This window comes from Neisseria perflava (assembly GCF_002863305.2).
In the GTDB taxonomy this organism is placed as follows: domain Bacteria; phylum Pseudomonadota; class Gammaproteobacteria; order Burkholderiales; family Neisseriaceae; genus Neisseria; species Neisseria perflava_A.
Genome location: NZ_CP136962.1, coordinates 468161 through 481669, shown reverse-complemented (window position 1 = coordinate 481669; position 13509 = coordinate 468161). Strand labels below are relative to the sequence as shown.

Genomic DNA, 13509 nt, shown 5'->3' with positions numbered 1-13509 from the left:
TTTCCTCGTTAGTGTTCTTTCAAAACAGCCATTACATCGGCAACAGTATGGAATGAGCCGAAAACAACGATTCTATCATTTTCGGTTGCTTTAGCCAAAGCAGCGCGGTAGGCAGCAGCGACAGTTTCAAAAACATTTACATTGTCGATGCCGTGTTCAGCCAGTTTGGCCTGCAAAGCCTCTATCGTCATGCCGCGCGGTACATCTAAAGGCGCGATGTTCCACTCGTCAAACTGATCTTTAACGATTTCCAGCACGCCATCAATATCTTTGTCGGACAACATACTGAATACGGCGGTACGTTTTTGTGCAAAGGCAAGGTTAATCAGGCTGCGGCGCAAAGCACGTGCTGCGTGCGGATTGTGGCCGACATCCAAAACCACCAGCGGACGGCCGGGCAAAACTTGGAAACGTCCAGGATTCTCAACCAACAGCAAACCGCGTTTAATCGCGCCGATGTCAACGGGCAGCTGATTATTCAAACACTCCAACACCGTCAATGCACACGCGGCATTGGACAACTGATAGGCACCGCGCAAAGCAGGAAACGGCAAGGAATTGCGGTTACGGCTTTGGCCGTCTGAAGATTGCGGATGGAAGCGGTAGTTCCACTGCACGCTTTCCATTGACGCAAAATCAAAATCCCGCTGAACCATCAACAGTTTTGCGCCAATTTCTTCTGCGTGTTTGACCAATGATTCAGGCGCAGGATTCTGACCGCACACAGCTGGTTTGCCACTACGGAACACTCCGGCTTTTTCAAAACCGACCTGCTCAACGGTATCGCCCAAAAATGCCTGATGGTCCAAATCCACGCTGGTGATAACCGAGCAGTCGCCATCGAATACGTTCACAGCATCCAATCGTCCGCCCAAACCAACTTCCAAAATCATTACGTCCACATTTTCACGCATGAAAATATCGACGGCAGCCAAAGCATTAAACTCAAAATACGTCAGAGAAATTTCACCGCGCACCGCTTCGATACGCTCAAATGAGGAAACAATCAATTCATCTGAAACCGGCTGAGTGTTGATGGCGATTCGTTCGTTATAACGCAGAAGATGCGGACTGGTCAGCGTACCGACTTTAAAACCGGCTTCTTTATAAATATGCGACAAATAGGCGCATACGGAGCCTTTGCCATTGGTACCCGCCACCACCACGACAGGACATTGCGGCACCAAATTCATGCGTTTTTTCACTTCTCCCACGCGTTCCAAGCCCATATCGATAAGGCCGGAACTATGGGCAGTCTCCAAATGAGACAGCCAGTCTTGTAATGTTTTCATTGTATTTATCGCTTCAAAAGGCCGTCTGAAACAGCCGTTTAATCCATATCTGCCGCAAGTTCTGCTTTGTCTTCTTTTTCACGGCACCAGCGCGCCCACACTTTCAGACGGCGGTAGGCATCGCGGTCGGTCATGTCGGGCAAGATGCAGTGTTTAACCATTTTTCCGTCAACATCCCATTGTAAAAACAAAGCATAAACCGTCAACATACTGCTGTCTTGCAAAACCGCGCTTCTTCCCTCTTCCTCGCCATTCAAGTAAACCGTCGCACGGTATTGGCGGTCGATGATGATTGTCCTGACCGCATTTTGAGCCTGAAAATTAACGCTGCGCCAAGCATAGGCAAAACTGCCGGCCAATGCCGCCAAACCCAGCCACATCATCCAGCCGTAAAACTCTGCAAGGCATAAGACCAACGCCGAAAGGTGTAAGAAGACAATCAGAATTTTCAAAGAAAGCGAGGGCTTTAAGGCCGTCTGAAAACTTCTCACGGCTTTACATCATATTGTCGAAAACAGGCGTAATGTTCAATTCCGCCTCTTCCATATCCAAAACCATATCGTGGATTTCGGTATCGAAAAATTCCCAAAAAGCCTTCAAGCTCATGTCTTGCGGCCATTTGCTTTTATCGATGTCCCAGCCGGCCAATTCGGCTTCAAAAATCTGCTGGTAGCGTTCGTCAAAATAGGAAATGACGGATTCGGGTTCGTCAAATTGCGGCACAAGGAATACGGAACAGTTGGTGCGCAATTGCTCGACGGTCAGGTCGGGCATATTTTCATCGGCGGATTTCAGCCATTCCAAAAAACGGGCGGTCGGCTTCAGCACAACAGCAGTACGGTCAACAAAATACATTATTTTCAACTTTCAAAATCATTCAAACCGATCATGCCGTCTGAAATTTCAGACGGCCCGAGTTTAATGTGTCATCACCTGTTGCAGGAATTGTTTGGCACGCTCATGTTTCGGATTGGTAAAAAATTCTTCCGGCGTTTCATCTTCCAGAATCTGGCCTTTATCGACAAAAATCACACGGTCGGCGACTTCGCGCGCAAAACCCATTTCATGGGTTACGCACATCATGGTCATGCCGCTTTCCGCCAAGTCTTTCATCACTTTTAATACTTCGCCGACCATTTCAGGGTCAAGCGCGGAAGTCGGCTCGTCAAACAACATCACGCGCGGCTCCATCGCCAAACCGCGTGCAATCGCCACACGCTGCTGCTGACCGCCGGAAAGCTGGTCGGGCAGCGCGTCTTTTTTATGCGCCAAGCCGACGCGTTCCAAAAGCTCCATCGCTTTCTTTTCCGCCTCTTCACGGCTTTGGTTTTTCACTTTCATCGGAGAAAGAATAATATTTTCCAAGACAGTCAAATGCGGATACAGATTGAACCCTTGGAACACAAAACCCACTTCTTCACGCACTTTGTTCAAATCGGTTTTCGGATCGGCAACATTGATGCCGTCCACCCAAATCTCGCCGCTTTCAATGCGCTCAAGTTGGTTTACCGTACGAATCAGCGTCGATTTGCCACTGCCCGAAGGACCGCATACAACGACCACTTCGCCTTGTTTGACTTCCAGATTCACGCCGTTGATAACGTGCAAGTCTTTAAAATGTTTGTGTACATTTTTGAATTTAATCATTATTTCTTTCCAAACTGCCAAAATTTTCGGGGCTTGAGTTGCGCTTGCCGCTGCCAAAGCAAAGGAATGGCCGTTTCAAGCCAAAAACGGCAACTAACTATACCGCCTGAGATTCCGCCTTGATTGTACCGATTGACTTTAAATTGCTCTTCCCTATCGAGACGATGCCCGGTCAATACCCAAACTGCGCCGATAATTGCTGCTTCAAAACGGTGCCACTCCGGCGGCATATCCTTACCGGAAAAATACTGTGCCAACTCGCGCCACAAATATGAATCACCCCGAACCCCCCATTGAATAGGAGGTTGCTTAAAAATTGCCATCACTGTTTCAGACGGCCTTTTGAACCAGATAATTGCTCAATTCCACATATTTCTCAGCGGCAATGTGTTCTGCCCTGTCCTGCGGATTGATACCGACTGCCTGCAAGTCATCATCGCTGGCAAGTTCCTTCAAATTATTGCGTATGGTTTTGCGGCGTTGATGGAAAGCCAGTTTCACCAGTTTGGCAAAATGTTCAAAATCTTCTGCTTTACCGATACGGTGTTTCACCGGAATCATGCGCACAACGGCCGAATCCACCTTCGGCGCAGGATCAAAGGACTCGGGCGGTACTTCAATCAACATTTCCATATCAAAGAAATATTGCAGCATTACGCCCAGACGGCCATAGTCGTTGGTTTTCGGCTGCGCCACCATACGTTCGACCACTTCTTTCTGCAGCATAAAGTGCATATCGATCACATCGTCTGCCACTTCGCTCAATCGGAACAAAAGTGGCGTGGAAATATTGTACGGCAGGTTGCCGACAATTTTTTTCTTGCCTTCAATGCTGTTGAAATCAAACTGCAATACATCGCCTTCGTGTATCACCAATTTATCTGCGAACGGTAAGGTTTTCAGACGGCGTACGATGTCGCGGTCGATTTCGCAAACATGCAGGCGATTGAGTTTTTTCGCCAAAGGCTCGGTAATGGCGACCAAGCCCGGGCCGATTTCAATCACAATATCATCGGGCTGCGGTCTGACCGCGTTGACAATATCGCTAATAATCCGCGTATCCTGCAAAAAATTCTGCCCGAAGCGTTTCCGGGCCTTATGTTCTTTCATATCTTTCTTCAAGCAAGCTGTTTAAGGCAGTATTGTAACTGAAACAGGCGTTTTTGTCGGCACGCTTTCAGACGGCATTTGCCTAATTTTAAGCAAACGGCGGCGCTTCCAAACCCAAAGATTTCAGTAGTTGCGCGGTCTCATAAACCGGCAAACCCATCACGCCGGTAAAACTGCCCTGCAAATGCTCGACAAATACGCCGCCCAAGCCCTGAATCCCATACGCACCGGCTTTATCCATCGGCTCGCCGCTGGCAACATAGGCTGCAATCTCCTCAGCCGTCAACGTTTTAAAGCGCACTTCGCTCGTCTGTACCACATCATGGCGCACGCCTTGCCAGTAAACGCATACAGCCGTCAGCACTTGATGCATCCGTCCGGACAGGCGTTCCAGCATATCGACCGCATCCGCCTCGGACTCCGGTTTACCCAAAATAGCCTCTCCATCCGCCACCGTCGTATCCGCTGTCAATACAGCAAACTCAGGCTCTTGATCATGAGCAGCAAACCATTGCGCCACCGCCGCCTGATTTTTCTCGCAGGCCATACGGCGCACATACTCTACTGCGGCTTCGCCTTCTTTAGGGGTTTCATCAATATCCGCAGGAAGGCGGCATACCGTGAAACCCAAATTCTCCAAAATCTCACGACGGCGCGGACTGCCCGAAGCCAGATAAATTGCGTGCATTGTATTGAATTTCCTTATTTTGAAATTTTATGCTGACCGGACAGGCGGACATAATGCGCAGAGGAATATGTCAAAAATTCCTTTTCCTCATCAGTTAGCGGACGCACTTGTTTCACAGGTGAGCCGACGTATAAAAAACCGCTTTCTAAACGCTTGCGTGGCGGCACCAAACTGCCCGCGCCTATCATCACATCATCTTCGACAACCGTATCATCCAAAATAATCGAGCCCATACCCACCAACACACGATTCCCAATTCGGCAGCCATGTAGCATGACCTTATGCCCAATCGTCACATCATCGCCGATAATCAGAGGCGAACCGTCAGGCTTCGCCGCATTCTTATGCGACACATGCAAAACGCTGCCGTCCTGCACATTACTGCGCTTGCCGATAGAAATGCTGTTCACATCGCCGCGCAATACGGCATAAGGCCAAACGGATACATCTTCCGCCAGCGACACTTCGCCAATCACTACCGAAGTCTCATCTACAAAACAAGACTCATCAACCGACGGCACATAATCCAAAAACGCACGAATAGGGTTTGCCATTTCCAATAATCCTTTTCTCAAAACCAAAACTGATCAGGCCGTCTGAAAACACGGCGTAAAACGATTTTATACTACAACAATACGAAATCAAGCCAGAAAATCATCAAAAGGCCGTCTGAAACAGTTTTCAGACGGCCTTTCATCATAAACCCTTTATCTTGGCTTACGACTATTTATCATTAGCGTCCCAGCTATCTTTTATGGAATAATCGCCTTCATTTGATTCTTGGAGAAGCCGATGGACACACGTTCGGGAAATTATGCAGCGCCCCTATTGGTCATCGGCTGCGTCGTCTTCGGCTTAGGCAGTTTGATCGTCAAATTTGTCGATGTCGGCTCTTACGCCATCGCATTCTGGCGCTTGCTGATCGCCGCCCCTATATTCTTCCTGCTCGGGCGTTTTTTCAGACAAAAAATGCCCACAAAAAGAAAAACGGTCGGCTACGCAATCTTATCCGGCGTTTTCCTCGCATTCGACCTCGCCCTTTGGCACGAAAGCATTCACACCGTAGGTCCCGGCATTTCCACCTTGCTCAACAGCCTGCAGATTTTCTTTTTAGCCGCCATCGGCTTCTTCTTTTATTCGGAACGTCTAAGCGCCCTGCAAATTTTAAGTTTGATATTGGCCACCATAGGCGTCGCCTTAATCGGCAGCCCAGAGTTCGGTCATAACGACAATGCCGCATGGGGATTTGTCAGCGGCGTATTATCCGGTGCCATGCTGGCCCTGTCTATGGTCTTTGTACGCAAAACCCATGAGCAGGAAAAAGTCGGTTTGTTTCCGCTGATGATGATTTTAAGCTTCGGCGGCGCAATAGCGCTGGTCATCCCATCTCTACTATTCGATGCTACCCATCTTTACCCCAAAACTTTAAACGATGTGATTCTAGTCTCCATCTACGGCATCGTTATGCAATGCTTCGCTTGGGCATTGATTGCTTACGCCATCCCGCTTTTATCCTTATCACTGACCGGCCTACTACTGCTCTCTGAACCAGTTGCCGCCATGTTGATCGATTATTTCTGGCTGGATAAACCGATTAATATCGTCCAATGGAGTGGCGCCACTTTAACTTTATTAGCGATTTATTTAGGTTCGTTAAAAGACAAAAAATAGATACAAAAAAGGCCGTCTGAAAAATTTCAGACGGCCTTTTTGGTATAATGAAATACTTAGACTCAAACCAAATTTAACCGAATTAGTTTAAGTTATATGAATCCATTAAATGATTTTTTAAAATGTTTTCTCAAAATCTATGAATACACGATTTTTAGAATAACTATTAAGCTCTCCAATATTACTGTTATTTTTTGTATATCGCCAATTCAACCTTGGAGTAACACCCAGCACGCTTAATTTATTGTGCCAAATACTTAAATTAGTAATAGTTACATTATCTTTGCGATGACGATCAGTAAAAATATAATGTTTTCCATCAAAACGTTCGTGATAGTGATTGATTATAAGTCTGCTATTCAGGTCTTTACCCCAAATCTGCCCCCAACCAATATACCCACCTATACGTTTAGAGCTACTACCAGCATAATATTTTACTTTATCACGAGCATAGTTTAAACCACCTAAAAAATAAGTATCATTGTTTAAAAGGTAAGTAGCGCCTACTCCGATTTGATAATCTTTCCCTCGTCGTTCAGTATATGCATAATCTTTTTTTGCTATTGTACTGTTAGCAGACAAACGTAAATTTGGCGTTATCCAATTTGAAATGCCTAAATCTACACCTGCACGTGTGTAATAAGGATGATTTCCATAACGACGTTTTTCTAAAAATGGCATAACATAGCCATCTGTTTTAAAACTTTTATTTTTATAACCCAGGCTTATTCTTACTACTTGATCATCATAAGCATGATTATCCCAATAAGTCACACCATCTATATCACCCGACATAGCTAAGTAATGGTTATCTTTGATATTATCATCACGATTAATAGATAACGAATAATTAAACCCATGTCCTTTTTGCGGCAAATAGTCAGGATTCTTTTCAAATGCTAAATTACCAAATTGAGGAAGATGAATTTCACGTTCTGTTGAAACATTATTGATATTGCTGTCTTGGATATAACTTAGACTACCTGAAATTTGCCATTTCTTTTTCTTCATAGCATCTTCATAAAGTGCGATAGTCGGAAGTACATCTTCAGGAAGCCCCTGCTCCTTGGCCACATTAAATTCATGTTTCGCATTGCGAGTCTGTCTATCCTCATAAAGCATAGCAGCTAAATCTAAACGGACAGTAACAAGATCAGAATTTTGAGCAAGAATAGAACGATAAAGTTTGATAGCCTTTTTATATTTTCCTTCAGATCGCCAAATTGCGCCTTGTGCATAAGCTAATAAAATAGGATCGTGCCCGCTCCATTTGCGATATATAGGCAAGAGCTGCGCTGCTGAAACATAATTTCGCATTTGTAAAGCCTGATTTAATAATGGCTCTGTCAACTCTGGTTGCTTGGATAAATCATCTAATGTCAACGTTTGGCTAGACTCTTCTAGAGAAGTACCGTCATTGTCTGAAAATAATTTACCTTGCTCTGATACTTTAGGAATAGCCATCTCCTGAATTTTTTCTACCTGTCGATCAGCTACAGTTTCAGGATTCGTCATAATTTCAGCAGAAGCCATTGAAGGAACTAACGTTCCCAGTATAAAAATGAATGAATAAGACTTCATAAATCTATTTCTTAAAATTAAAAATTTAAGTAATAATAGTTGAATTAAAATTTTATCTATTGGTATTTTTCATCTTAAAAACAATAAGCAGCAGATGCTAAGCTCCTGCTGCTTATTGTTTAATCAGCGTATTAACGCTTGCCAATAAAACCAATATTATTTTCACCATGGCTGGTCGTAATTTTTAACACACCACCCACTTCTTCAGCATTTGGGCCAGCAAAACGTATGTCACCTTTACCATAAATCACTTTATTTTCACCTGGATTTTGTCCTTTCATCCAAACAGTGATATCGTTAGCAAGTTGTTTGCTTCCCACTAGAGAGACTTTTTGACCTGCAGTTGCAGAAGGCATTCCACTTTCTGTTTTTACATTACCACTAGCGAAATATACATTACGTTTGTCATCTAAGCGACGATTGGTAATTGCTCCATTAAAGGTAACATTATTACTTAAAACAGTATTGTAAGCCATATTTGGTTCATGGAACTGCGCAGTCATATTCATCACGCCGTCTTGTTTACCGTCTCTGCTAGAATAAGCAACACCTGTATATTTAGCAGATAATCCTTTTTTAGTCTTCATATCATAGACATTGGCAACCATACCATTCTCAGTAATAACTCGGTCAAAAATGCCGATGTTAAACGGAGTATTGACCCCATAAGTACCATCGCCATTTTTATAACGCCATGCAGTTAATGAGAGATATTGTTGGTTAAAACCATTGGCTTGTCCAACATCATAAGTATAAATCGCACGAACTTCATTTACCTTTCCATAGTGCAATGCACTAAACATTTCTGCAATTACACGTTTATTTTGAAATGCGCCTAATGCCTTATTATTATCAATACCGGTATGAATTGAATATAATGACACTTCGGTCATTTGCCCTTTATCAGCTACAATCTTCAACCTACCATCTTTTTGTGTTACAAGAAAATAGCTACCAGCAGGGTAAGTATATTGTTTATCCGCAACCCAACCCAAAGCTTTAAGCGCATCTGCGCGCTCTGGATTTACTTTTGCTGCTTCCGAGCTAACTTTAAATGTAGTAGTTTTATTCAAAGTAAAGCGATATGCATATTCACCATTTTGATTAACATATAATTCGTCATCCGGATTATTATCAAAATAATTATTCAAAGAATGTGCATATTGATAACCCTTACTAGGTTTTGTAGATATGTTCCATATCGGATTACCCTTATCATCTAACTTATATTCTACGTCAGCTAATACACGGCGCCCTTTATCTAAAGAAGTTTTATTATCTGCATTAGTTTCAAAATTATTAAACCATTGTGTATAACGGCTACCCCCTACACTATCCAACTCGAATTTGCTGGCTGCTTGGTCTAAGATATTAACGCTACTACCCTGTTTAATTAAAATACCATTTGCATTACGCTTATCTACACCAATTAAATTTTTTGAATTTAATGGTGTATCAAATTCCTCATAACCATACTCTCTCTTAATATATCCATCGATTTTATTTACTTTATAACGTGTTGCCACACCTCCCAATATAACCGTTTGGGGACGTAAAAGTTTATATTTGCCAATCCCCCCAGAAGTTTCGATAATATGTGCACTATCATAAACAAAAGTATTCTCGGAAGCTTTCTCCAACAATGGGTTTGCAGCAAAGTTATTTGCAATAAAACCTGTATCTACTTCAGCTTGACTAAATTCTTCTGTTTTTACTACATCACTCAATCGAAGAGTTACTAATTTATTCTGAATATTTTTAGAAATTTGCTCATTAACTTGAGCTAAATTATCTTTACCGGTATTAGGCTTGGTTGCATTATCCTTGCCGGTGTTATCTTTACCGGTATTGGGCTTGGTTGCATTGTCCTTGCCCGCGTTATCTTTACCGGTATTAGGTTTGTTTGCATTGTCCTGACCGGCGTTATCCTTACCGGTAGTGGGTTTAGTTGCATTATCCTTACCGGTGTTATCCTTACCGGTAGTGGGCTTGTTTACATTATCCTTGCCGGCGTTATCTTTACCGGTATTGGGCTTGGTTGCATTGTCCTTGCCCGCGTTATCTTTACCAGTAGTAGGCTTGGTTGCATTGTCTTTACCGGAGTTATCTTTACCGGTAGTGGGTTTGGTTGCGTTGTCCTTACCGGCGTTGTCCTTACCGGTATTGGGTTTATTTGTATTTTCCTTATTGGAATTACCTTTGTTGGTATTATTACTAATATCATTAGGTGCCACAGATGGACTTGTCGGTGAACCCGGTTCTCCATTCGAGCTAGCACATGCAGCTAAAACTGCCGCACAAATACCTGTCAATACAAAATGAGTAATAGGTGATTTCTTCTGAGTAAACATAAATATAATCCTCATTAACTGAAAGTAACTTTACTTAAAACAACTAGATTATTTGCTAATTGAAAAACCGAATATAAACAACACTTATACTATTGTAATAGTATAAACGAATACAAACAGCTTTACTTAATTAATATTTGTTAATTTTTGAAAATTTACTCTTTCTGGCTAATTTATGATTATCATATTCCTAACCATCTCTTGAGTTAATAATATTTCAAGCCTTTTTTAATATTAAATTTAATATTCATCTAAGACACAAATTTTAAATTGCCATAAAAAAGGCCGTCTGAAAAATTTCAGACGGCCTTTTCATCTGTTATTGCTTATTTAATACTGGTACCGATACGGCTGAGTTCGCCAAAGTTCATCCAAACGAAGAAGGCTTTACCGACGATCAGTTTGTCATCGACAAATCCCCAATAACGGGAATCGGCGCTGTTGTCGCGGTTGTCGCCCATCGCGAAATAACGGCCTTCAGGAACTTTACAGATAAAGCCATTACCGTCTTCTGCGTATTCGCAATTTTCCAAACCACTTGTTTCAAGCGAGTAATTGCTTTCAGGCATCACTTCGGAGGTGTATTTGTTCAATACGGCAATAGATACGGAAGGCTGACCGGCCTCCTTGACCACATCAAAGTTTTTGCCGTTTAAGGCCGTCTGAAAACGCTCAAGCGTATGAATCATAGACGGATCGGTATCATCTGCGTATTGATAATTGCCGTTTGGTTTTTCAGAAATAATTTCACCATTAACAGTCAAAACCTTATCACGGTATTCAACAACGTCGCCCGGAATACCGACGATGCGCTTGATGTAATTCATCTCAGGCTGAAGTGGGTAATTGAACACCACGACATCGCCTCGGGCAATGTTGCCGACAGGGATAATGACCTTATTCAAAATCGGCAGGCGGATACCGTAAGAAAATTTGTTCACCAAGATAAAATCGCCTTTGACCAAGCCCGGACGCATGGAGCTGGACGGAATTTGAAACGGCTCGGCAATAAAGCTGCGCAACACAAAGATAACCAAGATGATGGGGAAAAAGCCGCCCATATAGTCGGTAAAATGCGCATTGTCTTCGCCGGTTTCGCTTTTTTTCAGACGGCCTTTATGGATTGCCCAAACAATACCGGTGAACACGACAAACACCAGCAATACGGCGGTAAAACTCATAAACTCGGACAAAATGCCGAATACGCCGACCATGCACAAGAGATAACTCCATTGCAGGCCGGAACTCCATTCGCCGTTTTCCTGGCGCTCTTTGCTGCTTTTGAAGTTGAGGACCAAACCGGCCAGCAGTACAACGATTGCGCCTAAAGTCAGATTTATACTCATTATTTATCACTCACTTGCAGAATCGCCAAGAATGCGCTTTGCGGGATTTCTACATTGCCCACTTGTTTCATGCGGCGCTTACCTGCTTTTTGTTTTTCGAGAAGTTTTTTCTTACGCGTAATATCGCCGCCGTAACATTTCGCCAAAACGTTTTTACGTAGGGCTTTGACGTTTTCGCGGGCGATAATCTGGCTGCCGATGGCGGCTTGGACGGCGATGTCGAACATTTGGCGCGGAATCAGTTCGCGCATTTTTGATGCCAGCTCGCGACCGCGGTGAACGGCGCTTTGACGGTGCACAATCAGGCTCAAGGCATCGACTTTTTCGCCGTTGACCATAATGTCAAGCTTAATCAAATCAGACGGTTGGAACTCTTTGAAATGGTAGTCCAACGAAGCATAACCGCGCGAAGTCGATTTAAGCTTGTCGAAGAAGTCCATTACAACTTCGTTCATCGGCAAATCATAAGTCAGCATGACTTGGCGACCCATGTATTGCATATTGACCTGAACACCGCGCTTTTGGTTACACAAAGTCATGACGTTGCCGACATATTCCTGCGGCACAAGAATGGTCGCAGTGATAATCGGCTCAAGAATGGTTTCGATAGTGCTGATTTCAGGTAGTTTGGACGGATTTTCAACTTCGATTTTCTCGCCGTTTTTCAACACGACTTCATAAACCACCGTTGGCGCAGTGGTAATCAAGTCCATATCGAACTCGCGCTCCAAACGTTCCTGCACGATTTCCAAGTGCAACAGACCCAAGAAGCCACAACGGAAACCGAAGCCCAACGCTTGGGAAACTTCAGGCTCAAATTTCAACGAAGCATCGTTCAGCTGTAATTTTTCCAACGCATCGCGCAAGGCTTCGTAGTCGTGGCTTTCCACGGGGTAGAGACCCGCGAATACTTGGCTTTGTACTTCTTGGAAGCCAGGCAGCGGTTCAGAGGCAGGGTTGGCAACTAAAGTAACCGTATCGCCGACTTTCGCCTGTCCCAATTCTTTTACGCCGGTAATCAAAAAGCCCACTTCGCCGGCTTTGAGTTCTTGTTTTTGAACTGATTTCGGTGTGAAAACGCCCAGCTGCTCAACCTGCGTTTCCGCCTTGGTGCTCATAAAGCGCACTTTGTCTTTCAGCTTGATGGTGCCGTTTTTCACACGAATCAACATAACCACGCCGACATAGTTGTCAAACCATGAATCGACAATAACCGCTTGCAACGGCGCATTTTCATCACCGGTTGGCGCAGGGATTTTGGCAACGATTTCTTCCAAAACATCTTCCACACCAATGCCGCTTTTAGCAGAACACTGTACCGCACCAACGGCATCAATACCGATGATGTCTTCAATTTCCTGCTCCACGCGCTCGGGTTCTGCGGCAGGCAAGTCAATTTTGTTCAAAACAGGCACGACTTCCACGCCCAAATCAATCGCGGTATAGCAGTTCGCCACGGTTTGCGCTTCCACGCCTTGTGATGCGTCAACGACCAAAAGCGCACCTTCGCAAGCTGACAGCGAACGGGATACTTCGTAAGAGAAGTCGACGTGTCCCGGAGTATCAATCAGGTTGAGCTGATACACCTGCCCGTCACGTGCTTTATAGTTGAGTGCGGCGGTTTGCGCTTTAATAGTAATGCCGCGCTCTTTTTCGATGTCCATGGAATCGAGCACCTGCGTGCTCATTTCGCGCAAATCCAAACCGCCGCAGTATTGGATAAAACGGTCGGCAAGCGTCGATTTACCGTGGTCGATGTGGGCAATAATGGAGAAATTCCGTATGTTTTTCATATTGTTATTAAGATAAATGCAATTAAAGGC

General features: G+C 44.1%; 13 protein-coding genes. 1 reads left to right on the top strand and 12 read right to left on the bottom strand.

Annotation, left to right across the window (positions count from 1 at the left end; translation table 11 throughout):
• Positions 1 to 8: 8 nt before the first annotated feature.
• From folC to CYJ98_RS02130, 8 genes are all read right to left on the bottom strand, one after another.
• The gene (folC, locus tag CYJ98_RS02165; RefSeq protein WP_101755100.1) at positions 9 to 1292 is read right to left on the bottom strand and encodes a bifunctional tetrahydrofolate synthase/dihydrofolate synthase; all 1284 of its coding nucleotides are present in this window, start codon (positions 1290 to 1292) and stop codon (positions 9 to 11) included.
• A 38-nt stretch (positions 1293 to 1330) separates the two neighbouring features.
• Positions 1331 to 1783: a protein YgfX gene (locus CYJ98_RS02160; protein ID WP_101755099.1), complete on the bottom strand. Its 453-nt coding sequence runs from the start codon at positions 1781 to 1783 to the stop codon at positions 1331 to 1333.
• Positions 1784 to 1787: 4 nt separating this feature from the next.
• Positions 1788 to 2147: a hypothetical protein gene (locus tag CYJ98_RS02155; RefSeq protein WP_003747228.1), complete on the bottom strand. Its 360-nt coding sequence runs from the start codon at positions 2145 to 2147 to the stop codon at positions 1788 to 1790.
• Positions 2148 to 2210: 63 nt separating this feature from the next.
• Positions 2211 to 2939, bottom strand: coding sequence for an amino acid ABC transporter ATP-binding protein (locus CYJ98_RS02150; protein WP_101755098.1), 729 nt, complete (start codon positions 2937 to 2939; stop codon positions 2211 to 2213).
• Positions 2939 to 3262 (bottom strand): hypothetical protein, encoded by a 324-nt coding sequence (locus tag CYJ98_RS02145; RefSeq protein ID WP_101755097.1) that lies wholly within the window; start codon positions 3260 to 3262, stop codon positions 2939 to 2941. The genes CYJ98_RS02150 and CYJ98_RS02145 overlap by 1 nt, the downstream gene beginning before the upstream one ends.
• Before the next feature lie 7 nt (positions 3263 to 3269).
• A complete protein-coding gene (rsmA, locus tag CYJ98_RS02140; RefSeq protein WP_101755096.1) occupies positions 3270 to 4049 on the bottom strand; it encodes a 16S rRNA (adenine(1518)-N(6)/adenine(1519)-N(6))-dimethyltransferase RsmA in 780 nt (259 codons plus the stop codon).
• Positions 4050 to 4137: 88 nt separating this feature from the next.
• Complete coding sequence (locus tag CYJ98_RS02135; protein WP_101755095.1) at positions 4138 to 4737, bottom strand: Maf family protein; 600 nt, start codon at positions 4735 to 4737, stop codon at positions 4138 to 4140.
• A gap of 14 nt (positions 4738 to 4751) precedes the next feature.
• Positions 4752 to 5291: a gamma carbonic anhydrase family protein gene (locus CYJ98_RS02130; protein WP_070625440.1), complete on the bottom strand. Its 540-nt coding sequence runs from the start codon at positions 5289 to 5291 to the stop codon at positions 4752 to 4754.
• Between the two features lie 238 nt (positions 5292 to 5529).
• Between CYJ98_RS02130 and CYJ98_RS02125 the strand changes: the two genes are divergently transcribed.
• Positions 5530 to 6408, top strand: a complete 879-nt coding sequence (locus CYJ98_RS02125) for a DMT family transporter (RefSeq protein WP_101755094.1) — start codon at positions 5530 to 5532, stop codon at positions 6406 to 6408.
• A 117-nt stretch (positions 6409 to 6525) separates the two neighbouring features.
• Here the strand turns inward: CYJ98_RS02125 and CYJ98_RS02120 are convergent, their stop codons facing one another.
• The 4 genes from CYJ98_RS02120 to lepA form a co-directional block, all read right to left on the bottom strand.
• A complete protein-coding gene (locus CYJ98_RS02120; protein WP_101755093.1) occupies positions 6526 to 7989 on the bottom strand; it encodes a surface lipoprotein assembly modifier in 1464 nt (487 codons plus the stop codon).
• 131 nt (positions 7990 to 8120) lie between these two features.
• Positions 8121 to 10340, bottom strand: a complete 2220-nt coding sequence (locus tag CYJ98_RS02115) for a hypothetical protein (RefSeq protein ID WP_234395579.1) — start codon at positions 10338 to 10340, stop codon at positions 8121 to 8123.
• A 326-nt stretch (positions 10341 to 10666) separates the two neighbouring features.
• Complete coding sequence (lepB, locus tag CYJ98_RS02110; protein ID WP_101755092.1) at positions 10667 to 11686, bottom strand: signal peptidase I; 1020 nt, start codon at positions 11684 to 11686, stop codon at positions 10667 to 10669.
• Positions 11686 to 13479 carry a translation elongation factor 4 gene (lepA, locus tag CYJ98_RS02105; protein ID WP_070504767.1) on the bottom strand — a complete coding sequence of 598 codons (1794 nt, stop codon included), beginning with the start codon at positions 13477 to 13479 and terminating at the stop codon, positions 11686 to 11688. The genes lepB and lepA overlap by 1 nt, the downstream gene beginning before the upstream one ends.
• Between the last annotated feature and the right edge of the window lie 30 nt (positions 13480 to 13509).